General features: G+C 56.2%; 25 protein-coding genes and 1 tRNA gene. 14 read left to right on the top strand and 12 right to left on the bottom strand.

The genetic code is table 11. From position 1 onward, the window contains the following. Window positions 1-78 precede the first annotated feature (78 nt). Together AC5EFR_RS23265 and AC5EFR_RS23260 are read left to right on the top strand one after the other, a co-directional pair. Window positions 79-1,629 carry a type IV secretory system conjugative DNA transfer family protein gene (locus AC5EFR_RS23265; RefSeq protein WP_493578072.1) on the top strand — a complete coding sequence of 517 codons (1,551 nt, stop codon included), beginning with the start codon at window positions 79-81 and terminating at the stop codon, window positions 1,627-1,629. Window positions 1,630-1,664: 35 nt separating this feature from the next. Further along, window positions 1,665-2,399 carry a replication-relaxation family protein gene (locus AC5EFR_RS23260; RefSeq protein ID WP_493578071.1) on the top strand — a complete coding sequence of 245 codons (735 nt, stop codon included), beginning with the start codon at window positions 1,665-1,667 and terminating at the stop codon, window positions 2,397-2,399. Window positions 2,400-2,406: 7 nt separating this feature from the next. Here the strand turns inward: AC5EFR_RS23260 and AC5EFR_RS23255 are convergent, their stop codons facing one another. From AC5EFR_RS23255 to AC5EFR_RS23245, 3 genes are all read right to left on the bottom strand, one after another. After that, a complete protein-coding gene (locus AC5EFR_RS23255) occupies window positions 2,407-2,724 on the bottom strand; it encodes an H-NS histone family protein (protein ID WP_493578070.1) in 318 nt (105 codons plus the stop codon). 241 nt (window positions 2,725-2,965) lie between these two features. After that, window positions 2,966-3,041, bottom strand: a tRNA-Thr gene (locus AC5EFR_RS23250). A 47-nt stretch (window positions 3,042-3,088) separates the two neighbouring features. Beyond that, a complete protein-coding gene (locus tag AC5EFR_RS23245) occupies window positions 3,089-4,741 on the bottom strand; it encodes an ABC transporter permease (protein ID WP_493578069.1) in 1,653 nt (550 codons plus the stop codon). A 132-nt stretch (window positions 4,742-4,873) separates the two neighbouring features. Here AC5EFR_RS23245 and AC5EFR_RS23240 point away from each other — a divergent pair, with 132 nt between their 5' ends. After that, entirely contained in the window at window positions 4,874-5,755 is an 882-nt protein-coding gene (locus AC5EFR_RS23240) for a hypothetical protein (RefSeq protein WP_493578068.1), read from the top strand. Between the two features lie 70 nt (window positions 5,756-5,825). On the opposite strand, the gene AC5EFR_RS23235 is transcribed toward AC5EFR_RS23240, so the two are convergent. Then, on the bottom strand, window positions 5,826-6,083 hold the full coding sequence (locus tag AC5EFR_RS23235; RefSeq protein WP_493578067.1) for a DUF2312 domain-containing protein: 258 nt from the start codon (window positions 6,081-6,083) through the stop codon (window positions 5,826-5,828). A gap of 182 nt (window positions 6,084-6,265) precedes the next feature. Between AC5EFR_RS23235 and AC5EFR_RS23230 the strand changes: the two genes are divergently transcribed. Further along, entirely contained in the window at window positions 6,266-6,481 is a 216-nt protein-coding gene (locus tag AC5EFR_RS23230; protein ID WP_299930268.1) for a hypothetical protein, read from the top strand. Window positions 6,482-6,795: 314 nt separating this feature from the next. Here AC5EFR_RS23230 and AC5EFR_RS23225 read toward each other — a convergent pair whose 3' ends face one another. The 3 genes from AC5EFR_RS23225 to AC5EFR_RS23215 all read right to left on the bottom strand — a co-directional run bounded on the left by AC5EFR_RS23225 (window position 6,796) and on the right by AC5EFR_RS23215 (window position 9,532). Next, on the bottom strand, window positions 6,796-8,775 hold the full coding sequence (locus AC5EFR_RS23225; RefSeq protein ID WP_493578066.1) for an enoyl-CoA hydratase-related protein: 1,980 nt from the start codon (window positions 8,773-8,775) through the stop codon (window positions 6,796-6,798). A 185-nt stretch (window positions 8,776-8,960) separates the two neighbouring features. Next, window positions 8,961-9,173: a hypothetical protein gene (locus AC5EFR_RS23220; RefSeq protein ID WP_493578065.1), complete on the bottom strand. Its 213-nt coding sequence runs from the start codon at window positions 9,171-9,173 to the stop codon at window positions 8,961-8,963. Window positions 9,174-9,214: 41 nt separating this feature from the next. Next, window positions 9,215-9,532 carry a TraR/DksA family transcriptional regulator gene (locus AC5EFR_RS23215; protein ID WP_493578064.1) on the bottom strand — a complete coding sequence of 106 codons (318 nt, stop codon included), beginning with the start codon at window positions 9,530-9,532 and terminating at the stop codon, window positions 9,215-9,217. A 163-nt stretch (window positions 9,533-9,695) separates the two neighbouring features. Here AC5EFR_RS23215 and AC5EFR_RS23210 point away from each other — a divergent pair, with 163 nt between their 5' ends. The 4 genes from AC5EFR_RS23210 to AC5EFR_RS23195 all read left to right on the top strand — a co-directional run bounded on the left by AC5EFR_RS23210 (window position 9,696) and on the right by AC5EFR_RS23195 (window position 11,920). Continuing rightward, the gene (locus tag AC5EFR_RS23210) at window positions 9,696-10,559 is read left to right on the top strand and encodes an MBL fold metallo-hydrolase (RefSeq protein WP_493578063.1); all 864 of its coding nucleotides are present in this window, start codon (window positions 9,696-9,698) and stop codon (window positions 10,557-10,559) included. Between the two features lie 66 nt (window positions 10,560-10,625). Next, window positions 10,626-11,051, top strand: a complete 426-nt coding sequence (locus tag AC5EFR_RS23205) for a YeeE/YedE family protein (RefSeq protein WP_493578062.1) — start codon at window positions 10,626-10,628, stop codon at window positions 11,049-11,051. Beyond that, a complete protein-coding gene (locus AC5EFR_RS23200) occupies window positions 11,051-11,485 on the top strand; it encodes a DUF6691 family protein (protein WP_493578061.1) in 435 nt (144 codons plus the stop codon). The genes AC5EFR_RS23205 and AC5EFR_RS23200 overlap by 1 nt, the downstream gene beginning before the upstream one ends. A gap of 9 nt (window positions 11,486-11,494) precedes the next feature. Then, window positions 11,495-11,920, top strand: a complete 426-nt coding sequence (locus AC5EFR_RS23195; protein ID WP_493578060.1) for a protein tyrosine phosphatase family protein — start codon at window positions 11,495-11,497, stop codon at window positions 11,918-11,920. A 27-nt stretch (window positions 11,921-11,947) separates the two neighbouring features. Here the strand turns inward: AC5EFR_RS23195 and AC5EFR_RS23190 are convergent, their stop codons facing one another. From AC5EFR_RS23190 to AC5EFR_RS23170, 5 genes are all read right to left on the bottom strand, one after another. After that, window positions 11,948-13,210 (bottom strand): flagellar motor switch protein FliM, encoded by a 1,263-nt coding sequence (locus tag AC5EFR_RS23190; protein WP_493578059.1) that lies wholly within the window; start codon window positions 13,208-13,210, stop codon window positions 11,948-11,950. 92 nt (window positions 13,211-13,302) lie between these two features. Further along, window positions 13,303-15,981, bottom strand: a complete 2,679-nt coding sequence (locus AC5EFR_RS23185; RefSeq protein WP_493578058.1) for an ATP-binding protein — start codon at window positions 15,979-15,981, stop codon at window positions 13,303-13,305. Further along, window positions 15,978-16,295: a hypothetical protein gene (locus tag AC5EFR_RS23180; protein ID WP_493578057.1), complete on the bottom strand. Its 318-nt coding sequence runs from the start codon at window positions 16,293-16,295 to the stop codon at window positions 15,978-15,980. Before AC5EFR_RS23180 ends, AC5EFR_RS23185 begins: the two co-directional genes overlap by 4 nt. Beyond that, window positions 16,292-16,660, bottom strand: a complete 369-nt coding sequence (locus AC5EFR_RS23175) for a response regulator transcription factor (protein WP_493578056.1) — start codon at window positions 16,658-16,660, stop codon at window positions 16,292-16,294. The genes AC5EFR_RS23180 and AC5EFR_RS23175 overlap by 4 nt, the downstream gene beginning before the upstream one ends. A 183-nt stretch (window positions 16,661-16,843) precedes the next feature. After that, the gene (locus AC5EFR_RS23170) at window positions 16,844-18,148 is read right to left on the bottom strand and encodes a helix-turn-helix domain-containing protein (protein WP_493578055.1); all 1,305 of its coding nucleotides are present in this window, start codon (window positions 18,146-18,148) and stop codon (window positions 16,844-16,846) included. Between the two features lie 230 nt (window positions 18,149-18,378). Between AC5EFR_RS23170 and AC5EFR_RS23165 the strand changes: the two genes are divergently transcribed. The 6 genes from AC5EFR_RS23165 to AC5EFR_RS23140 all read left to right on the top strand — a co-directional run. Continuing rightward, entirely contained in the window at window positions 18,379-19,725 is a 1,347-nt protein-coding gene (locus AC5EFR_RS23165) for a substrate-binding protein (protein ID WP_299930307.1), read from the top strand. Window positions 19,726-19,854: 129 nt separating this feature from the next. Further along, a complete protein-coding gene (locus tag AC5EFR_RS23160; protein WP_493578054.1) occupies window positions 19,855-20,862 on the top strand; it encodes a branched-chain amino acid ABC transporter permease in 1,008 nt (335 codons plus the stop codon). 6 nt (window positions 20,863-20,868) lie between these two features. Then, entirely contained in the window at window positions 20,869-22,071 is a 1,203-nt protein-coding gene (locus AC5EFR_RS23155) for a branched-chain amino acid ABC transporter permease (protein ID WP_493578053.1), read from the top strand. Between the two features lie 12 nt (window positions 22,072-22,083). Beyond that, the gene (locus AC5EFR_RS23150) at window positions 22,084-22,845 is read left to right on the top strand and encodes an ABC transporter ATP-binding protein (RefSeq protein WP_431377117.1); all 762 of its coding nucleotides are present in this window, start codon (window positions 22,084-22,086) and stop codon (window positions 22,843-22,845) included. 47 nt (window positions 22,846-22,892) lie between these two features. Further along, entirely contained in the window at window positions 22,893-23,648 is a 756-nt protein-coding gene (locus AC5EFR_RS23145) for an ABC transporter ATP-binding protein (RefSeq protein WP_493578052.1), read from the top strand. A gap of 97 nt (window positions 23,649-23,745) precedes the next feature. Next, window positions 23,746-23,890 (top strand): acetyl-coenzyme A synthetase N-terminal domain-containing protein (locus tag AC5EFR_RS23140; protein WP_493578073.1); only part of this gene is annotated, 145 nt, incomplete at its 3' end.

The following is a 23,890-nucleotide window of genomic DNA, read 5'->3' as shown; positions in this document are numbered from 1 at the left end:
AGGCGCTGACGTCAGACACTCTCGTTCTCGGCCCATTTAACAGATCTGCTTGAAGATCCAGCCGAACGGGTTGAGGCCATGTTGACCTTAAGCTTTACGCCTGAACTTAACGCACTGGATATCTGCCAAAACCTGCGCAAGCGCCTTAACGTCAATATCGTGAACGCGTCGGGTGGCATAGCCGGTCAACGCCAAGATAAACGCCCGCTTAAATTGCCCACCAAAAACAAAGACATTAACGGCCAAGACGTGCTTCATGCCTACCTGCAAGGCACGCCTCTGCTGACTTTGTTGCAACTTCCTGTGCCTGTCACCCTTCCTCAGGCCACAAGGTTTGAACATATGCATATGGTGGCTGGCTCTGGGCATGGTAAAACCCAAACCTTGCAACATCTGCTGTTGCACGATCTGGACACCGTGGCACGGGGTGAAGCGTCAGTCATCGTCATTGATAGCCAAAGCGACCTGATTAACACCATCGCTGGGCTCCAAGCCTTTGCGCCCGGGGGCGCTTTGGCTGATCGCTTGGTGCTGATTGATCCCACCGATATTGAATGGCCCGTCGCCCTCAACCTGTTTGATGCTGGCTTAGAACGTCTCGATCAATACGCCCCGCTGGATCGGGAACGCCTGACAAACTCAATCCTGGAGCTGTATGACTTTGTTTTGGGGTCCTTGCTTGATGCGGGCATGACCCAAAAACAAACTGTCATCTTTCGCTATATCACACGCCTGTTGCTGCACATCCCCGGCGCAACCATTCACACGCTGCGCGAACTGCTCGAAGATGGGGGATCAACCAAATATCAAAAATACATAGATCGCCTTGAAGGATCGGCCCGCACGTTCTTTGACACGGAGTTCAATGGCAAAGAGTTTGTCGCCACCAAACGGCAAGTGGTGCGGCGTCTCTACGGCATCCTTGAAAATCAAACCTTCGAGCGGATGTTCACCCATCCCAAAAGCAAGTTGGATCTGTTTGCTGAGATGAATGCCGGGAAGGTCATCTTGATCAACACGGCCAAAGATCTTCTCAAAGAACAAGGCACAGAGATTTTTGGGCGGTTCTTCATTGCCTTGATCGCCCAAGCGGCGCAGGAACGGGCAGTTCTTCCTAAATCGGAACGCAAGCCCACCTTTGTCTATGTCGATGAAGCCTCGGACTACTTTGACCGCAATGTCGGAATCATCCTCTCCCAAGCCCGCAAGTACAATGTGGGCATGATCCTGGCGCACCAGTTTCTAGGTCAGCTTGAACCCAGGTTGCAGGACGCCATATCCGCCAACACAGCCATTAAATTTGCAGGCGGGGTGTCTGCGAAAGACGCGCGGGCCTTGTCCAATGATCTGCGCACGGATGCCAGTTTCTTGTCGGCTCAATCCAAACTGAGCTTTGCAGCCTTCATCAAAGGGCAAACCAAGCAGGCGGTGTCTGTCTCCATTGAACCTGGTCAGATGGAAGAACAGCCGCGCATGACACCGCTTGAGCGATCCGCTTTGCAAGAGGTCATGCGAGAGCGCTACGCAGTGCACTACACGCAGCTCACAGAAAAGCCCCAAGAAGAAGAGGAGCAAGATGCGCCCTCCGAAAAACCGCCCGAAGACGATGGCTCCCCTATGCCATGGTGAAGGCGGTTGATAGCCTGGGGCGGCGGAGCCGTTTTGTGCGCAGCCCCAAGGGAAAACGGTTACGGCTTACGCCGCGCGATCAAGAGATCCTCGCTTGGCTCTACCGATATCGGTACTTGCGGCAGGATCACTTAACCCGCATTTTTGAGCCGCGATCACCAAAGCGGTTTTTGGAGCGGCTGGGGGATCTGTTTCATGAGACAGGCTTCATCAACCGCCCAAACCTTCAAACCCCGCTCTTTGATGCCCGCGCCACACCGATGCTCTACGAGATCAGCAATAAGGGCGTGGACTATCTCTCAGCCCTCAATCGCTTGCCACATCGCGCGGTGACCTTCTCGCGCCGCCAGCGGGCCAGCTTTAGCCCGCAGTTCCTGCACACGATGATGATCATCGAAACCGTTCTCAACACAGAACTCGCTGCCAAGACAGCCCCAGATCAAAGGTTTGTGCCAGTTGACGAGATCTTGGCCAAAGCGCCTGCCGCCACAAGGCAGGCCAAGAACCCTTTATCCGTTCCCGTTCGATTGAACGGCAAAGATACCCACATTATTCCCGATGCGCTCTATGGGATTGAGTATCTGAACGGCCCCAAAACAGGCTACCGCTTCTGGGCCTTGGAGTGCGAACGCACAAGCCCCGCTTTCCGTTCAGATATCTCGGCTTCAAGCAGCGCCCGCAAGCGCAAAGCCTATGAAGCGATGATGGCGGCCAAGGGCTACACCAAGCATTGGGGCATCCCCAATCTGGATTTACGGATTGAACGGTGATCCGTTCTTAACCGATCAACAGATCATCCGGTGTCATGCCATTCTCAAGCGCGGCAACAAACCAAGCAGGTTTGCGTCCTCGACCTGACCACGTTTGCGCCGGGTTCTCGGGATGGCGGTATTTAGGTGGCGCGACTTTTTTTGTTTTGCCTTGCGTTTGCAAAATCTCTTCAATGCTCAAGCCCGCTTCTTTGGCGATCTTCTGAACCTGCGCCAAAGCATCCAGTCGCTGACGCTCTTTGAAGCTGTCGATAGCTTTGGCAACGTCGGCTTGCAGCACTTGAAGCTCTTCTAAAGACAGGGCTGCTAGATCAATATCAGGCATAGAGGGCTCACGTTCTGTGTTGTTGCGTTCTAAGCCCTCTAGCATATTAGTCCCGATGCGCAAAGCATGGGCTTTGATCCAGCATGTCCTTGGCAACCAAGACGAATCTCACAGCCAGGTATGGGGGCATTGATCTTGTTTTGAAGAGCGCGCAAGCAAGCGCGCGGAGGTGGCCCAAAAGGTGGCCCAGCTTCGCTGGTTTCCAAAGTTTCTTTATTTAACAACACGCTATAAGGAAAGCTGGTGCCCCCACACGGACTCGAACCGCGGACCTACTGATTACAAATCAGTTGCTCTACCAGCTGAGCTATAGGGGCACCGTTCGGGTGGAATAGAAAAACTTGGCGGGGTTTGCAAGCCTAAATTATCGGTTTGCGCGGGCTAAAAGTCCAACAGCCGCAAGACCGGTTAAAATTACCAAAATTGCCGCCGGCGCGGCGTCGCCCAACGCCTCCAAAGAGGCCTGTTCGTGGACGCGTGTTGCCAGAGTATCGTAGTTAAACGGGCGCAATAACAGGGTTGCAGGCAGTTCCTTGACGCAATCCACGAAAACCAACAGCAAAGCAGAGGCCACAGAGGCGCGCATAAGCGGGTAATAGACCGCACCGAGCACCTGCCCCTGATTTCGGCCCAAAGACCGCGCCGCCAAGGCGAGATTCGGAGACACCCGCCCCATTGCCGCATCCGCCGCGCCTTGGGCAATGGCAAAGAATCGCACGCAATAGGACAGAATCAGCGCAAAGGCGGATCCGGTCATAACAAGCCCAATGTCGATGCCCGTCACACCTAGGATTGCATCGGCCACCTTGTTGTCGAGAAACGCCAACGGGATCAAAATACCGACGCCCAGCACCGCGCCGGGGGCTGCATAACCTATGGTTGTGATTGGCAACAAAAGCCGGGGCAATTTGCGACCCGTCAAACGCACCCCATAGACAAGAAACACACCAGCGGCCACCGTCACGATTGCAGCAATGCCGCCAACGGTCAGCGTGTTTAAACCGGCCTCCCACAGGGCGGGGTCACGCCAATTGTCGGCATTATCAACGGCGTGGCTTAGAATAACTCCGGCTGGCAAGAGGAACCCCACGAAGAACGGAATGAAACAGGCCAGCAACATCACCCAACCGATGCGACGGTTCAACGCCTTGCGCGCGACGGGGCGGTGTCGTGTCGACAGGTTGAAATAGCGCATGCGGCGGCGCGAAATCTTTTCCAGCGCCACCAGCATAATCACCAAAAGTAACACCACTGACGCGATCTGCGCCGCTCCTCCGGCGTTGTTGGCCTCAAGCCAGACGGTGAAAATACCCGTGGTTAGGGTTTGCACGGCAAAATAGTCGACGGTGCCAAAGTCATTGACGCTTTCCATCATCACAATGGCGACGCCCGCCGCGATTGCCGGACGTGCCAGGGGAAGGCCAACACGCCAAAACCGGCCCCAGGCCCCTACCCCCAGTGACTGGGCGACTTCTTCGGAGGCTGAGCTTTGTTCGCGGAAGGCCGCGCGTGCCAGAAGATAAACATAAGGGTACATGGCCGCCGCCAAAACCAAGATTGCCGCCGCCATGCTGCGAATTTCGGGGAACCAATAATCGCGTGAGGTTTTCCAACCAAACACGTCTCTCAACGCGGTTTGGACCGGCCCGGCATATTCCAAAAAGTCCACCAAGGCGTAGGCCCCGACATAGGCCGGAATAGCCAATGGCAAAAGCAAGAGCCACTCCATCCAACGTCGCCCTGGAAATTCGTAGCGAGAAATCAGCCAAGCCGCGCCCGTTCCGACCATGGCCGCCAATGTTCCGACACCAATCATCAAGATCGCCGTGTTACGCAAATAACGGGGCAAAGTGGTCGAAATCAGATGCGGCCAGATGTTTTCCTTTGGAAACAAGGCGAGGCCCAAAACCGCCAAAATCGGCGCGATGACAATCACGGCTATAACAATAGCCCCAATCGACCACTTGCTTGGAAGGCGCAATCTGGCCCGCATCGGGGCTGTTTGGGTCACAGTCATGGGGCGCACCTTTCTTGAGGGGCTGTTAACCTCCGGGCGAACCAGCTTATAGTGCAGTCACGAGCCAACAAAAAGCCCTGACGCGCAACAGCTGACAAAGTTCAGCCCCAATTAGATATCAGACACAACCACATGCAGGTTATTTTACACGCAGGCGTTCATTGCACGGACGAAGATCGCATCCTCAAGTGCCTTTTGCGCAATGCAGATAGCTGGCGTCACGAAGGTGTGGCGATCCCTGGCCCTTCAAAATACCGCAAATTTCTGCTTGAGGCGCTAAATACGATGGGCAAAGGCGGGGTAAACCCGGACACCCGCGAAATCATTCTGGATGCCATTATGGAGGCGGATCAAGCCGAGGTTGATCGGCTTATTCTCAGCCATCACAGTTTTTTCTCGGTTCCAAAATTGATGTTTGAGGGTGGGCGCACCTATCGCAAAGCCGAAGGGCGTTTGCAGACCTTGCAAAATATCTTTGCCGTGGATGAGGTTGAGCTGCACATTGGACTTCGTGATCCGGCGACCTTTTTACCGGCCGCTTTTGCCGCCACCCCTCACACCAATTTTCAAGATTTTCTGAATGGCGTTGACCCGATGCAATTTCGGTGGTCGGATTTGATCCGACGTTTGCGCGATCAAGTGCCCGGCATGCCGATCACCTTGTGGTGCAACGAGGACACGCCATTAATTTGGGGTCAGGTCATCCGCGAAATGGCCGGAATCGAATTGAACCGGAAAATCACCGGGGCCTTCGATCTCTTTAGCCAGATTATCAGCCCCGAAGGTATGAAGCGCTTTCGCGGGTTCCTCAAGGAGAACCAAAACATCAACGAAATGCAAAAGCGCCGGGTCATGGCGGCGTTTTTGGACAAATACGCGCTTGACGATGAGATCGAAGAGGAACTCGACCTACCCGGTTGGGACGCGGCCTATGTGGATATGCTGACCGAACTCTACGAAGATGACATGTACACCATCAGCCGTATTCCCGGTGTAACCGTGATTGCGCCCTAAACGAAAAACGGCCCGACCAATTGGCGGGCCGCATGTTTCAGCACAATTCCAGCACCTTAGACCAATTGGCTTAGGCCATGCCCAGCGCAGATTTGTACATCTCCAAAACCGCTTCTTCTTCGGCGATATCGTCTGCGTCACGCTTGCGAAGCGCCACAACCTTGCGGATCACCTTGGTGTCATAGCCACGCCCTTTGGCTTCGGCCATCACCTCTTTGATCTGCTCGGCAACTTCTTTTTTCTCGTCTTCAAGGCGCTCTATACGTTCGATGAACTGCTTAAGCTCACCTGCGGCGACGCCGTAACTGTCAGATCCTGAATCCTGCATCTTGCACTCCTGCCAAATGGCCCAGTTTTCGTTTTGCCGCGGCCGGCACCGCGGAACCGGTGCCATGAACCCGCCGGTCTGCCCTTTGCTACAAGCGCTGAGGACCATCATCAAGGGGTTGCACCAAACCAAAGCCTCCTTTACCGCCTGCCTGAACGATTTTACGCGCAAGGGAGTGGAAAATGGACTGGCTAATCTGGGGTGGCGCAGTGGTCTCCTTTATCGGGCTGTTCGGTCTGGTCTGGTGCATCGCCAAGGTCTGGCGTGCGCGCTCCCAAAACCTGACCGACGACGAGTTGCGCGATGTGGTGCGTAAAATGGTGCCGCTGAACATGGGGGCCTTGTTGCTCTCCGTGCTCGGCCTGATGGCCGTCATCCTTGGCATTTTCCTGGGCTGATTTTCCGAGGCTGATTTTCCGGGGCTGAGCGTCAAAAAACTGACCGTTGCCCCAAGAGAGAACGCAAAACTAACGCGTCCTTCATGTCTTGACCTGATCCTGTCCGTGGTTAACCACTGAAAACCGGATCACGTCCCGTGCAGGGGCCCGTGATACGCGCGTGTGGCGGGGCGACGCCCTGCATCAAGGCCGGGGCCAAGGCACGCCCCGGATTACGATCCGTTCCGGCGGCCGCCGCATTTCAGACAAGAGCAGAAAACAGACCAATCCCGCCCAACATCCCTCGTTGGGCGGAGCATTGGCATGTCCGCCATCTACATATCGTCAAAGGTCTTGCCGTTCTTGATTAGTTCTTGCCAAATCGGGGTCGGTGTCCAAAATGCATCATCCAGGTGCCCCGCGCGCTCCATGGTTTTGAAAACCTTGAAAAGACCGATCTGACTGACGGCTTTCATCACCCCACCATGTGCCTTGGGGAAATCGAGCGCCAGCACCGAAACCAGATCAAGATCAGCGGTGTTTTGCACCATGCCGGCCCCAAGCATACGCGTGCCCTCATTGGCCAAAGCGCCCATGATCAGCGCGCAAATCACCTCGTCACTCATATCCTTTGGCGGGCGTGACCCGTTGATGAGGCGTGGCACCGCGTCACTGGGTTTTGCGCCATCGGGCCCCCAATCATAGAACCCGGCCCCGCTGATCCAGCCATTGCGCCCGACTTCGGACAGGATCGCCGACCAGTTTTGCGCCCCCTCACCGCGCTCGGCCTCGGCCAGATTCTCAAGGCCCAATGTGTCGCGGCTTTGAAAGGGTGGCTTGTTCCAGCCCCAATCAACCAGCGCCGCATCCACCACATATGGATTGGCCCCAAGGTCGATCAATCCATCCGCAGCCCGTTGCACCGCGGCAGACATCCGCCCCGCAATGCTATCGCCTGTCGACTTGACCACCACCGGGACTTTGCCCAGCCGTTCAACCAAGGCGCGCGCGGCTGCGATTTGGTGGTCTTTGCACTCAGGGCCCTCAACAATTTCAACCAGCTTGGTGGCAAAGACCGGTGGCGCAAAGCGCAGGCCCAATTCATCAACTTTTGCTGCCATGGCAACCGCGCGCACCAAGTGGCGCGGGGCGGGCACGTCGCCCTGCCCGCGCGCGGCGTGCAAAATCATATCGGCACCATCAATCATTTCGTCACTCGCACCGGTTTTCAACCGCGCCATGCGTTGATCTTTGGCCTCGGCGCTCAGACCGCCGCTTTCGACGCCCTTGTGAAACACCTCTTCAATCTGGCTGCGCCCCTCGTCCAAACGTGCCGCTGCGCGCGCGCCCCAATGCACCCCCATACCTGCGTTCAAAGCCGAAACAGTGATCTGCATGGCCAAGGGGCCAGCCCCCAACACGGCGATTGTCTCAATCTTTGGTTGGTCTTTCTTGGCCGCTGCGGCGGAGCGCCGGGCGCGATGTTCAGCTAGAAAACTATATCGCAGGGCCTTGGCTGCATCCGAGGCGAGACTGATGTCATGGGCGTCTTCTTCCATGTTCAACCCAATCTCAAAGGGCAACATAGGGGCGGCTTCGATCAGATCGACAATCCGACCTGCTGCCTCATCTGTAGGTTTGACGCTATTGCGCCGTTCTTTGATCGCCTCTTGGTAGGCGGCCATATCTGCAAACCCGTCACGCCGATCCGAAAGCCGTTGCGGGTCTTGCCCATCGCCGCGCAGCTTGTGGCAGAATTGCAGGACCGCCTGTCGCAAATCGCCCTCGCAAATGCCATCCACCATGCCCTGCCCTGGAGCGCGATCCACCGTGAGAACCGCACTGTCCAACAACATGTTCAACGCGACTTTGGCCCCAACAAGGCGCGGCAATCGTTGCGTCGCCCCGGCCCCCGGCACTAGACCAAGTTTCAGCTCGGGCAAGCTAAGCCGCGTTCCCCGCATGGCAATACGATAGTGCGCCGCAAGGGCGAGTTCACATCCACCGCCAAATACCGTGCCATGAAGCGCCGCCACAACCGGTTTGCCCGTCTCTTCCATTTGCCGACACAAGTCACGAAGATGCGGCGACGTTAGCGCATTCGGGCTGTCAAACTCACCCAACTCGCCGCCTGCCGGAAAGGTTGCCCCGGTACCGATCACAACGATTTCATGTACAGAGTTGTCTTTTTCTGCCCTGTCCAAAGACCGCGAGAGATCCACTCTCACCGGTTGGGAAAGTGCATTCACAGGAGGATGCGTGACGCTCAGAAACGCAACCCCGTCGACGACGTCATAGCCGATGTGATCTGCCATTTGCTCGTTCTTTCTGCCCAAAGGTCGCCGCCCCAACCGATGAAAGGGGCGGCGTATTGCGCGTGTTTTACGCTGCTTTTGACAGAATTAGACGCGAAACCGCTGTGCCTTGCAAGTTATCCACAAGCGCAACGTTAAACCGGTTTCAAAGCGTGACCAAAGAGACTCGGGTCACGAGACTTGAGTTAGACAGGCATGTTGTCAAACATGTCCTCAACCGCTTCATCGACACGCGAGGCAAGCTGCGCCCGCGCCCATCCCGGAATTTTTACGTCCGCAGTTTCAAGGCCCAAAACAACTTGTTCAAGATGATCAAGCGCCTCCTCGCGCGGATCACCAGTTGCAATCTCAAGCTCCTGATGGAGTTCCTCAAGCCGGGTTTTCAGGTCTTCAATCATGGCGGTCCCCTCCTCTGGGTGCCTGTGGCGGTGGACATATTCTATCCGGCCGCACATTTCACGCAATTTGGCGTATCTGGAAGAACGTCAAGTCGTTGCTTCGAAATTTCATCTCCGCATTTCGCACAATAGCCATAGTCCCCACTCGCCAATCGGGCGAGCGCGCTCTTGATGCGCGCAATCTCAGCTTGCCCACTTTGACCGAGTCGCTCAAGAACTTCTTCGTCTTCCCGCTCAACAGCGGCCTCTTCCCAATCCTTTGAATGCGGTGCCTCCAAGGCGTCTTCGATCCCATCAAGACGCACCCCGAGTTCGCGCAACCGGTTCAAAAGGGTCAGTTTATACTTATGATGTGACATGGAATTGATCCCTTTGCACTGCGCCCCATAAACTGACAGAAAGGACCGATACGGGCCTTGATACAGGTCAATCTGCACCGCATTCTATACGGCACTCTTGCAATACATTCTGTTTTGCTTATATGTTTTCAAGACAACGTCCCAACCCCACGGAAGGCTTATCATGACACCCGAAGTCACCGGATTTTTTGACGACGCCACAAACACGATTTCCTATGTGGTCCGCGACCCAAATGGCATGACCTGCGCGATCATCGACAGCGTGCTGGATTTTGACTATTCCTCCGGTCGCACCGACACGCGCTCGGCCGATGAGATCATCGCCTTTGTCAAAGACAAGGGTTTCGAGGTGGCTTGGCTTCTCGAAAGCCATGTTCACGCTGACCATCTCAGCGCCGCCCCCTACATCCAAGAACAAGTGGGTGGTAAAATCGGCATCGGGGACCGCATCACCGTGGTCCAAGATACCTTTGGCAAGGTGTTCAACGAAGGCACCGAGTTTCAGCGCGACGGGTCGCAATTTGATCAGTTGTTCCGCGAAGGAGACAGCCTGATGATCGGCCAGATGCGCGCCGATGTTCTACACACTCCTGGCCACACCCCCGCTTGCCTGACCTATGTGGTCGGCGATGCGGCCTTTGTTGGCGACACATTGTTCATGCCCGATTTCGGCACCGCGCGCTGTGACTTCCCCGGTGGTTCCTCTGAAGTTCTGTTTGAATCTGTTCAGAAAATCCTCACATTGCCCGATGAAACCCGCATTTTTGTTGGGCATGACTACAAGGCTCCGGGCCGCGACCACTATGCGTGGGAAAGCACCGTTGGTGAGCAGAAGGCCGCGAATGTGCATGTCGGCGACGGCAAATCCAAAGAGGATTTCGTCGAAATGCGCGACACGCGTGATGCCTCTTTAGCGATGCCAAAACTCATCATCCCCTCGCTTCAGGTCAACATGCGCGCCGGGCAAATGCCCGATGCCGATGAAGACGGCGATGTTTTTCTCAAGGTGCCCGTCAACAAGCTTTAAGAGCACCTTCAAAACACATGGCCCCGCCGCGAACCGGGGCTAAGACGGACGACAAAGGAAACGCACATGCAAATTGATTGGATTTGGGGCCTGATCGGCGGCTTGCTGATCGGCACCGGCGGAGCGGTATACCTGCTTGGAAATGGCCGCATCATGGGGGCCTCGGGAATCATTGGCGGGTTGGTCGATGGCTCCGGCCTTGATACCAAATGGGAACGGCTGGTCTTTCTCGCGGGAGTTGTTTTACTGCCGATCTTGTTGCTGCCCTATTACGGCGAGATCGACACGCATATTACCAACAACTACTGGATTCTCGCCGTGGCGGGGCTTCTTGTTGGAGTAGGTACGCGCTTGGCCAATGGCTGTACGTCTGGACACGGGGTTTGCGGCATGTCGCGCCTGTCGATCCGCGGGATCGTAGCCACCTGCTGCTACATTCTGGCTGGCGGCGTTGGCGTCATTATCTTCCGTCATCTTTTGGGAGTGATCTGATGTATCTGATTTATGCTTTCCTCTCAGGCGGCCTATTTGGTGCTGGCCTGTTCATCTCGGGGATGACCGACACCGCCAAGGTTCAGGGCTGGCTCGATGTGTTTGGCAACTGGGATCCAACCTTGGCCTTTGTCATGGGTGGGGCAATGATTCCGATGGCGCTTGCATGGATGATCCGCCAGAGGCGCACGACCTCTTTGGTCGGCACGCCCTTGCCGCCCACTCCATCGACCAAGATTGATGGCCGATTGGTTCTTGGCTCGGTGATGTTTGGCATGGGCTGGGGCTTGGCGGGTCTGTGCCCCGGACCGGCAATCGCTTCACTAAGCTATGGCGGCCCCGGCCTCTATGTCTTTGTTGTTTCTATGTTGGCTGGCATGGTCGTGACCCCATTCTTGCGGGCGCGGCTAGACAGACTCGTCCCAGCGGAGTAACTCATCACCATGGATATGCGCCAAATTACCCCGACCTATCACGTGTCCCCGCAGATTTCGCCGGAGGATGCGCAAGCCATCAAAGACGCGGGCTTTGTCCGCGTCATTTGCAACCGCCCCGACGCGGAAAACCCACCAGCCTTGCAAGCCGATGCTATCGGCGCGGCGATGCGCGCCGTCGGGTTGGAGTTTGAGGTGTTGCCTTTGACACATCAAACCATGACACCCGCCAATGTCACCCGTCAGGATGAACTTGCGCAAACGGCCAATGGCCCGGTTCTCGCCTATTGCGCATCTGGTACACGCTGCACCGTCATTTGGGCCTTGTCTCAGGCCGGGCAGCAAACCACAGACGCCATATTAGACGCCGCTGCCAAGGGGGGCTATGACTTGGCCGGATTGCGCCCGACATTGGACGCCATCGCCCAAGGCTAACACATCGAAAGCTAAGCCCAGCCGGGTTTAGCTTTCTTCAATCTCAAAAGGTTCCGACGCGAAATCGAAATCCCCGAGATCCGCCATCTCGGCACCGGCACTTTCCGCCTCAAGGTCCATGTCAAACGCGGCGGCATCAGCACCAAAATCAATATCAAGATCGGGCAAGTCAGACATTTGGTCTTCTGCGCTCATTTCCCCGCCCATGTCGCCGCCCATGTCACCACCCATATCACCTAGGCCGATATCAGGAAGCTCACCATCAAACCCACCAGCGCCGGGTTCCAGCGCGGGGAGGTCGCCAGACATGTCAATCTCGGGCAAGCCCGGTGCCTCTTGTTCGGCATCTGTCGCGAATCCATCCATCACAACACCGCCAGCCGCCGAAACCGACTGATCCACAACAGGGGCCGGCGGTGCCTCGGGCCACGTTAGACGTACAGCGCGTTGATTGTTCAATTGCCCCATCCGCCCCTTGGCCACGATCTGGTTGCGCCCTGCGACAAGTTCCACGCGGTCCAAAACATCCGCAGGCAAATGCAGCAGATCACCGGTTTTGAGGGCCTCGGCCTCGCTCAGCGTCATGGTAATACGTGACAATACCGCGTCCAAACAGGCGGGGATTTTGCCCATTTGGTCTTCGTGAGGGCCTGGCGCGTCCGGATCTGCACCTTCGGCATTTTCCAACTGTTCACTGGTGCGTTCCGGCAAGATGATGGACAAGGCCCCTTTGCGTCGCCCAAGCGCCAAATCAATCTCGGCCCGAAAGGTTCGATAGCTTGAGGCATCCAGCAACAGACTGGCGGCGCGGGCATCTTCGATCATCGCCCCGAACTTAAATCCTTCGAGTTGGGGGCTTAGTGGATGATGATCAAGGTTTTGAACCAGCCGCTCTAATGTGCCATCCAAAAGTGGGGCCATCATGGCGGCGTCGGTCGGGGTCAAAACCCTGTCTTCCTCCACCGGCATTTGCGTGACCTGCATGATGGTTTGCACTTCGATGATCGCGGTCATGACTTCGCGCTCGATACAGGCAAGACCCAAGGCCCCATCGGGCCCATCCAATAAAATCAACAAATCCTGTTGACCAAGACCATCAATAACGCCGTCCTGATCATGCATCTCTACCGAGACACCTTGCGTAACCAAAGCAAGGTCCCACAATACATCCGCCGTCCGGGATAAGGCCCGGCGCAGCGCTTTGGACGGGGACATCCCCCGTGCCTCAAACGCACGTTGCGCCGCTTGTGCCTTCTGGCCCAGAACGTCTTGTCGTGCCCCATCTGCCATCGTGAGAATGCACCCGTCGTAAACCGTTTCTAAGATGGTTATGAACGGATTTGGTTACCAAGCACTTTACCGCGCCAACAAAATGTTAGGAATTATTGCGCTGCCAAAGCACGATCAAGCGGCAGAACGACCCGAAAAGCGGCCCCGTTCTCACCTGGCAGATAGGAAATCGCTCCCCCAAGCCGGGTAACGATCTGACGCGAGATTGCCAAACCAAGCCCGGCCCCACCGGCCTTTTGGTCGCTCACACGCGCGAATTTTTCAAATATGACGTCCTGGGCCTCTGTGGCAACGCCAGACCCGTTGTCAATAAAATCGACAATCAGGTTTTCGCCCTTGGTCACCCGAATTTCCAACACACGCTGGGGGGCATCACAATATTTACGCGCATTTGAGATCAGGTTGATAAAGACTTGGCTGAGCCGCTCTGTGTCCGTCGTCAGCCAAACCTTTTCCTTGCTGGCCTCGCGTTTGATCTCTAAGCCCCGCTTGTCATCATGGGCGAGCGCGGCGGCTTCTGCCCGGTCAAGCACATCACCCAACATGCCTTCGCCCACATTCAGGCTGACTTGACCATTTTCCAACACCGACAGATCGAGCAGATCATCCAACAGACGCGTCAGACGGATGGCCTCATCATGAATGATCGAGGCGTATTTGCTTTGCTCTTCGGGGGTGATGCCCTCGCCATCGCGCAAAATTTCCGAAAAGGCCCGGATCGAGGTCATGGGAGTGCGCAGTTCATGGCTAATTTGACTCAAAAACGCGTCTTTTTGTACAGATAGCCTGGTTAATTTGTCATTCGCTGCCCGAAGCTGAGCCGCTGTGCGCGACAATTCCTGCGACTGCGCCTCAAGTGTCGCCGAATACTCCATCATTTGCGCGGTTTCATCGGCCACAGCCATCAGATCTTCGACCGACACGCTCATACCACCGACGATTTGACCAACCATCGCATGGGCCGTTGCCGCCCCGACCGATCCGGCGAGTTCACGTTCCAGTATCTGCAAAAACTCTGGCGTTGGCGCAGGCAGATGGGTTTCCGAGCCTTGACGACGGGCCTCGCGCAAAAACAGCGCCTGCGCATCAGCCGCCCCCAAAATACGCTGAGCCATGACCATCAGGTCCTCGGCTTCTGCGGCACCATGACTCCAGCTCCGCGTCCCGCCAGCGCCTTGTTTAATATTGACGAATTGCGCACCTTGAAGACGTTCCAAAGGCGATGGGAAGCTGGCCAAAGACGCCACAAAAAACGCAACAGTATTGAGAGACAGGCTCCAGATCACCGCATGCAGCAATGGATCAATCCCCGAGATACCAAACAGGGCTTCGGGATGCAGCCAGGCAATCCCAAAGGGGCCGGTTTCAAAAAAGCTTTGCGGGATGATGACACCCGGGCCGAAGCTTGGCAGATACAATGTATATAGCCAGATCACAAAACCGACGGTCAACCCGGCCAAGGCACCGATGCGTGTCGCACCACGCCAGAAAATACCGCCGAGCATCGCCGGAAGCACCTGCGCAACCCCGGTAAAGGCCACAAGCCCGATCACAGAGAGCGCGGCACCTCCACCTGATTGCGAGTAATAGAGGTAGCCGAGCGACAAAACACCGGCGATGGACAACCGCCGAGACAGCAAAACCACATGGCGCACATCGCCAGACACGCTAACCACGTTTTCATTCAATCGGAGCCAAATCGGCATGACGATATGGTTCGACACCATGGTCGACAGCGCAATAGCCGCGACAATTACCATCGAAGTGGCCGAGCTAAACCCCCCCAAAAAACTAAGCAATGCCAAAGCATTTTGGCCGAATTCCAGCGGCACGGTCAGAACAAACAGGTCGGGGTTTGATCCCGCAGGCAAGACATCAAGGCCGACAACCGCAATCGGCACAATGAACAGGCTCATCAACATCAAATAGAGCGGGAACGCCCAAGCGGCCATGCGAAGCTGTGGGTCATTGTCATTTTCGACCACCATGACCTGAAACATGCGGGGCAAACATAGAAAGGCCGCCGCCGATAGGAACATAAGGCCCGCCCAACGACCGCCATTGACCTCCCATTGGCCCAATTCCGAGGCATCAATCCGCTCAAGTGTTTCCGACACGCCGCCGGAAATACCCCAGACCACAAAGATGCCCACCGCCATCAAAGCGGCAAGTTTCACGATGGCCTCAACGGCGATCGCCATAACAACACCGTGGTGGCGTTCATTGGCATCAAGGTTGCGAGTCCCGAATATCACCGTGAAGACCGCGAGGCCAACAGCGACCCAAAACGCGGTGCTCTGCTCTTCGCGCCCACCTGCTGAGGCGGCATTGAAAACATCAACCGACAGGGTAACAGACTGTAATTGCAATGCAATATATGGCGTCGTCCCGATAACGGCCAAAAGCGTCACCCCAACCCCCAACAGGTTGGACTTGCCATAGCGCGATGAAATTAAATCGGCGATGGAGGTGATCCGCTGGACCCGGCCAATCCGTACCAATTTGCGCAACACCCACCACCAGCCAATCAACACCAGCGACGGGCCGAGATAGATGGTTAAATACTCAAACCCGTTGCGGGCCGCCGCACCGACCGCGCCGTAAAATGTCCAAGCGGTGCAATAGATGGATAGGGATAGCGTGTAGACAATCGGTGCGCGCAGCCAAGTGGCCCGCCCGCGACGCGACGCACGTTCGGCGAAAAAGGCCACGCCGAAAAGGAACAAAACATAGAGGATCGAGATCGCGGCCAGCGCGTTGAGATTGGTCATGTCTCATCCTCTGATCCGGGCGGTTGTGCCCGCCGGTTCATCGCGTGAATAAGAATGCCCGCAACAACCGGTAGTCCGATCCATACCGCAAAAACATAGACCAATCCCGTTGACGCCCTCGTCGAAGTCTCAGGCACAGCCCAAAGCAACGGCACAAGCCATAGTAAAATCCCAAGAACCGGCAACGCCCGTGCGGCATCGACCAAACGACGGCGGCGATAGGTCTGACGTTCAACAAAAAGCGGGATCTTGTCAGATCCGCCATCTTTAAGAGGCCGCTCCTTGGGTCTATCACTGCCCGCCAGTTGGCTCATGCCGGCGCAAGAGCCCGCACAGCCTCGAGCACTTCTGCGTTTGAAAACGGTTTGGTCATAAAGCGGCTGGCCCCAGCCCGTTCCGCCATTTCACGATCTTTGCTTTGACCGCGCGCCGTGAGCATCAAAACCGGCAAGTTTTCGGTCGCTGTATCACCACGCAATTCGCGCAAAATATCATAGCCCGAACGTCCAGGCAGCATCACATCAAGAATCAAAACATCCGGAGATTTGGCCCGCACGACATCTGCGGCGTCTTCACCATTGGAATGCGTTGCAACATTCCATCCCTCGCGGGACAGGATGAAACTGATCGCCTCAATGATGTTCGGCTCGTCCTCGATCACAAGCACATGCCCGGCCATATGTCCCCCCCAATAGCCCTTCTGCGACCATTTTATGTTATTTGGGCGCAGGTTGTCCTCCCACTATGCCCATTAAATCGGCGCTGTCAAAAGCCTGTCATATAATAAGGTGTGACCAATTGTTCGTTTTGAAAATCGACGAAAGCCACCTATCGCGTATAGATACAGGTTATCGAATATGGTTCAACCGGTAGGTGCCAAGATCGACGGTTCACGGCGCCCGATACAATTGGATTTGGCACAGACCCGACAGCTCACGCCGACCTCGCCGGGCTGGGTGATCGCCTCTGTGTCGCGCGGCATGGGCCGTACCAACATATGAGCCTCAAAGATCGGATCGCTGTTCACCGCTATACCGCCAATCGGCATGGCCAGCGCGTCAACCCAAACACCGGCTCCGGCGCGACCTTGTTGAACAACCGGCAGCGACAGAATGACCATCGGACGATTCAAGGCGCGATAAAGTGGCCAAAGCGGACAAGCGGCCCCAAAGCGCGGCATCGGAAAATCCGGCAGTGGTTTGCGGTAGCTTAGCACACCGGAGGCATCGCAAATCGCCAATCCGACCGGATCCGGCAGGATTTCCGGCGGCATGGCCGCCAAACGGCGCATCACCTGAGACGGGCCTGCGCCTGTTATGCGTGAGAGCGCCGCCGGGTCCGGCCCATATTCTTCAATCAAAGGTGCCAGTGTCGCCATCGGCACCGCCAGCGCGTCGCGCGCATACCGGCTTATCCAGCCCTGCAACAATTCCCGTGCGGGTGCCGACACCCCCTGCCCCAAACGTGCCAAAACCTCCGCTTCGGGCTCCCCGCGCTCAAGTTCCGCGACATGATGCCCGGCGGCCTCAAGCACGGCATCCAGTTCCTCTTGCGGGGCCCCGGTTTCGGTGGCGGTTTCATCGTCGGCCTCAAGATAGGTCACCAACCCGCGTGAGGTTTCGGCCAATCGCGCGCTATCCTCATAGATATTGCGGTGAAAGCGCGCCTGCCAGTCGGGGTCAATCTCCCCCGGTTCGGCCAGGATCGAAGCCGCAGAGCGGATCGCCGTTACCGTTGTCAACATTTCATGCAAAGACGCAGCCAGATGCGGGTCATGGGTCATCCGGTCGGTCAAAGTCTCGACATTGCGCTCAAGCGCGGCGATCCTTTGACGACAGGTTGCCAATAATTCCGCCCAGCCCGGAAAGCGCCCTGCAAACTCATCGACGCGGTCTAGCTCGGCCCCTGCATTGGGCATGTCTGATGCGGCCTCGCGGAGGCTCGCGATGAGAGCCGCCCCTGCCCCTTCAGTCAAAAGCGCTGGCTCCACGCTCAGAACCTCGGCAATATCGAGCAAAAGCTTGCCACCGATTCTGCGCCGATTGTGTTCAATCAGGTTAAGGTACGAGGCCGATATTCCGGCCCGTCGGGCCAGTTCCGCCTGCTTGATCCCCTGCGCCACCCGCCTTTCGCGGATGCGGCTTCCGGTCAACGTGTCCCTTGGCAACTGCTTTCCCCTGCGTTTCCCTAGTCTTTTCAGCGCCTTTCTGCGGCGCAACATAAAAATCTTTACAGAATACCTTAGTCTACTTTTCACCAATTGACAAAAAAACCGTTGCGACAAAACCCCTTGTTGCGCAATTTTCTTTTACAGCCACATACTGGCTTTGCACAAACGTGCGCGCATTTGCGGGAAGAGGAGCCCGCACTTGCAATTTCAAAAATGGGAGGATTTTCATGTCCAAGACCAACCTGACACGTCGTGGCGTGCTCAAGTCGGGTGCCGTTGCCGGTGCCGGCGTCGCTCTGCCGACGATCTTCACCGCCTCATCGGCGGCCGCCTACACCAACGAGCCCACAGGCGCATCGGTGACCCTGGGCTTCAACGTTCCACAGACCGGTCCTTATGCGGATGAGGGTGCAGACGAATTGCGCGCTTATGAGCTGGCGGTTGAGCACCTCAATGGTGGTGGCGACGGCGGCATGCTGAACACCTTTAGCTCCAAAGAGCTTAAGGGCGACGGCATCCTCGGCAAAAAGGTCGAGTTCGTCACAGGCGATACACAGACCAAATCAGACGCAGCTCGCGCATCGGCCAAGTCGATGATCGAAAAAGACGGCGCAGTGATGATCACTGGCGGCTCTTCTTCGGGTGTTGCGATTGCTGTTCAGGGCCTGTGCCAAGAAGCTGGCGTCATCTTTATGGCTGGCCTGACACACTCGAACGACACAACCGGTAAAGACAAGAAAGCCAACGGCTTCCGTCACTTCTTTAACGGTTACATGTCCGGCGCGGCGCTGGCCCCTGTTCTCAAGGGCCTCTATGGCGACGACCGTAAAGCCTATCACCTGACTGCTGACTACACCTGGGGTTGGACTCAGCAGGAATCGATCGCAGCCGCGACCGAAGCTCTGGGTTGGGAAACCGTTAACAACGTTCTGACACCGCTAGCATCGACGGACTTCTCGTCCTACATCGCTCCGGTTCTGAACTCGGGTGCGGACGTTCTGGTTCTGAACCACTACGGCGGCAACATGGTCAACTCGCTGACCAACGCTGTTCAGTTCGGCCTGCGTGAAGCACAAGCCAACGGCAAAAACTTCGAAATCGTTGTTCCGCTCTTCTCGCGCCTGATGGCTCGTGGTGCGGGCGAGAATATCAAGGGCATCCTTGGTTCGACAAACTGGCACTGGTCGCTGCAGGATGAAGGTTCCAAAGCCTTCGTTAAGTCCTTTGGCACCAAATACGGCTTCCCGCCAAGCCAGGCTGCGCACACAACTTACTGTCAGACCCTGCTGTACGCAGACGCCTGTCAGCGTGCCGGCACCTTCAACCCATGTGGTGTTGCAGAAGCTCTGGAAGGCTTTGAGTTCGACGGTCTGGGCAACGGTAAGACACTGTACCGTGCCGAAGATCACCAGTGCTTCAAAGACGTTCTCGTTGTGAAGGGTAAAGAGAACCCAACATCCGAGTTCGACCTTCTTGAAGTTGTCGAAGTGACCCCGGCTGCTCAGGTGACTTACGATCCCGAGCACCCAATGTTTGCAGGCGGCCAGCTCGGCTCCTGTAACCCGGGCGCATAAACAGTTCGGCCCGGTCCCCAAACGCTGGGGCCGGGCCACCTTCTCTGTTTCTCGAAATCTTCGGAAATTCTTGGGTCTCTTCGGTATCTATCGAAGGGGTTTCGGCACCTTTAACCCAATGGTGGGGTCATGGACGTATTCCTTACGCAAATCCTGAATGGGCTCGATAAGGGCTCAGCTTATGCGCTGATCGCGCTCGGGCTAACACTTATCTTCGGCACGCTCGGCGTGGTCAACTTTGCCCACGGGGCATTGTTTATGATCGGCGCTTTTTGCTCCGTTTTCCTGCAACGTCTGTTGAACCTGTCCTTTGAGACAGTTGATCCGGACAAGACAGATTTCCTTGGCAATCCGGCGGTTATCAAAACCCCCTATGTCGAAAGCTGGTTTGGCCCGGAAATGGGGTCAGCCATCATTGATTGGTCGGTGCCCTTGGCGGTTCTGTTTGCCATTCCAATCATGATCGCCATTGGTTTCATCATGGAACGCGGGCTGATCAAGCATTTCTACAAGCGCGAACATGCGGACCAAATCCTTGTGACCTTTGGTTTGGCCATTGTTTTGCAAGAGGTGATCAAAGCCATCTACGGTGCCAACCCAATCCAGACACCCGCCCCCGACACGCTTAGCGGTGTTGCCGTTCTGGCCGAAGGTGTTGTCTATCCCGTCTGGCGAATCGTTTACTTCTTCTTCTCCGTTGTTGTCATCGGCGCCGTCTTTGCCTTCTTGCAGTTCACCACCTTTGGGATGGTTGTACGCGCGGGTATGGCGGATCGCGAAACCGTTGGGCTCTTGGGGATCGACATCGACAAACGCTTTACACTGATGTTTGGCCTTGCTGCTGCGGTGGCTGGTCTTGCTGGTGTGATGTACGGACCGATCAACGCGCCCAACTATCATATGGGCATGGACTTCTTGGTCCTGAGCTTTGTTGTGGTGGTTGTCGGCGGCATGGGCTCCCTGCCCGGCGCTGTGGCCGCCGGCTTCTTGCTCGGAATTCTGGAAAGCTTTGCCTCGATGACTGCGGTGACTGACATCATCCCCGGCATCAACCAAATCATCATCTACCTTGTCGCCATTATCATCCTTCTGGTCCGCCCACGCGGTCTGATGGGTCGCAAAGGCGTGATGGAGTAAACGACCATGCTTGGACTTGGAAAAAAAGACACATCCTTGTTGTTGGTGGTCGTCGCTCTGACGATGCTGGCACCATTCATCCTAAACCCGTTCCCGTCTGATAGCGGCATGGCACAATTCAACGCCGGTTACCCGGACTTGATGCAACGCTTTGTTATATTTGGGATATTTGCAATCGGCTTTAACATTCTGTTCGGTCTGACAGGCTACCTGTCCTTTGGTCACGCCGCGTTTCTAGGTGTGGGCTCTTACTCGGCGGTTTGGATGTTCAAACTGCTGAGCATGAACATCCTGCCAGCGATCATCCTGTCGGTGATCATTGCGGGCCTTTTCTCGCTGCTGATCGGTTGGGTCTCGCTACGTCGGACCGGGATCTACTTCTCGATCCTGACACTGGCCTTTGCCCAGATGTCATTCGCTCTGGCCTATTCGGTTCTGACCCCGCTGACCAACGGTGAAACCGGTCTGCAGGTGACGCTCGATGATCCACGCATCCTTGGTGTATCGGCGACCGCCGATGGCTCGATCCCGGTAACCAACTTGTTTGGCCTGGAAATGCGTTCGGCCTATGATATGATTGTTGGCCCTTGGACCTTTACCTTCTCGGTTGGGTACTATGTCTGTGCCATCGTCATGATTGCGGCCTTCTATCTGTCGATCCGCATCTTCCGGTCGCCTTTCGGCATGATGCTTCGGGCGATTAAATCAAACCAGACACGGATGAACTATACCGGCCTGAACCCAAAGCCCTACACCCTGGCGGCCTTTGTTATCTCGGGCATGTATGCCGGTTTGGCCGGTGGTTTGATGGCCTCGATGGACCCGCTTGCCGGCGCTGAGCGCATGCAGTGGACCGCATCGGGCGAAGTTGTTCTGATGACCATCCTCGGTGGCGTCGGCACCTTGATCGGCCCAATCTTGGGCGCAGGTATGATCAAGTACTTCGAGAACATCTTCTCCAAGATCAACGACGGCGTGTTGCACACATGGTTCAGCTTCCTGCCTGATGGGATCGAAAACTTCATGGTTGCTGTCATCCACCCGTTTGTGGGCAAAGGCTGGCACCTGACACTGGGTCTGATCTTTATGCTTGTCGTGACCTTCTTGCCCGGCGGTCTCGTCGAAGGTGGTCAGCGTATCGCCAAGGCTTTGCGCAAGAAAGACAAAGACGACGATGGCAAATCACCCTCAACCGAGCCTGCGGAATAAGGAGAGAGACGGATGGGAATTCTTGAAGTCAAAGACGTAGGCAAACGGTTTGGTGGCCTCCAAGCGCTGGGGGATGTCAATCTCAGCGTGCAGGAAAACACCTGCCACGCCATCATCGGCCCCAACGGCGCAGGCAAGTCGACCTTGCTCAACTGCCTTGTTGGCAAGCTGATCCCAGACACCGGGTCTGTCATGTTTGACGGCAATTCGGTGCTGGGGCGTAGCCCGCATGAAATCAACCAGATGGGTATTTCCCGCGTTTTCCAAACCCCTGAGATCTTTGGTGATCTGACGGTGATGGAAAACATGATGATCCCGCTGTTTGCCAAACGTGACGGGGCCTATCGCCTGCACGCCATCGAAAGTGTTCAGGCCGAGAAAGGCCTGATCCAGCAAGCTGAAGAGATGCTTGCCGAGGTCAACATGCTCGACAAGCGCGAGATGCACTCGGCCTCGATGTCACGCGGCGACAAGCGGCGTTTGGAAATGGCCATGTGTCTGGTCCAGGATCCAAAGCTACTGCTGCTTGATGAACCAACAGCGGGTATGGCGCGGGCCGATACCAACAACACGATCGATCTTCTCAAAGAGATCAAGGAAAAGCGCGATATCACCATCGCGATTATCGAACACGACATGCATGTTGTGTTCTCCTTGGCGGATCGCATCACCGTGTTGGCCCAAGGCACACCACTGGTCGAGGATACGCCCGAAAACATTAAGGGCCATCCAAAAGTACAAGAAGCCTATCTGGGCGAGACCCAACAGGTCTGATCGGGCGGGCGGTGACCCCGCCCCCCTTTCTCAAAAGAGGATAAGACATGAACGTACGTCCGGATTTTTCCAAGAACGCCAACCACGCCGAAACGGCCCCCGCGTTCCTTTCGGTCTGGGATATGCACTCTTACTACGGTGAGAGCTACATCGTCCAAGGCATCAACTTTAACGTCCACGAGGGCGAGATTCTTGCGCTTTTGGGCCGGAACGGTGCCGGTAAAACCACCACGCTGCGCTCAATCGCCCGCATGGACGACCCGCAGGTCAACCACGGTGAGATTTGGCTGGATCACAAGCCGTTGCACCTGATGAAATCGCATGAAGCGGCGACAAATGGCCTTGGCCTTGTCCCCGAAGATCGCTGCATCATCCCCGGCCTGACAGTCGAAGAAAACCTGAAGCTGGCCCAGATCGCGCCGCCCATCGGCTGGTCATTGGATCGCTTGTACGACCTGTTCCCGCGTCTGCGTGAACGTCGCAACCAAGAGGGCGTGACCCTGTCGGGTGGTGAGCAACAGATGTTGTCGATCGCACGCGCCTTGGCCCGTGATATCAAAGTGCTGTTGCTGGACGAACCTTACGAAGGTCTGGCCCCGGTGATCGTCGATGAGATCGAAAAGACCCTGCGCTTGATCAAAGAGCAAGGCATGACCACCATCATCGTGGAACAAAACGCCGTGCGCGCCCTGCAATTGGCCGACCGCGCGGTGATCCTCGACACGGGGTCGATTGTGTTTGATGGCTCCGCCGCCGAAGTTCTTGAGAACGAACAGCTGCGCGCCGAATACTTGGCAATCTAATAAACAATTAAGAGGTCCCGGCTATGCAAGACCAAAGTGGGCTTGCATTCCGGGGCCTTTCTCGTTTCCCTGCGCCTAAATTTCAGGAGGAGTTCCCATGTCCAAGACCTATCCACCATCATCAGAGTTGGCAGAAGGGGCGCATGTTGATGCGTCGCGTTATGACGAGATGTATGCGCAATCGGTGAGTGATCCCGAAGGTTTTTGGGGGGCTCAGGCGGAGCGGCTTGATTGGATCAAGG

The organism is Pelagimonas sp., from assembly GCF_058892305.1.
The sequence above is the reverse complement of the archived record's forward strand: the minus strand, read 5'-3'. Positions and strand labels throughout refer to the sequence as shown.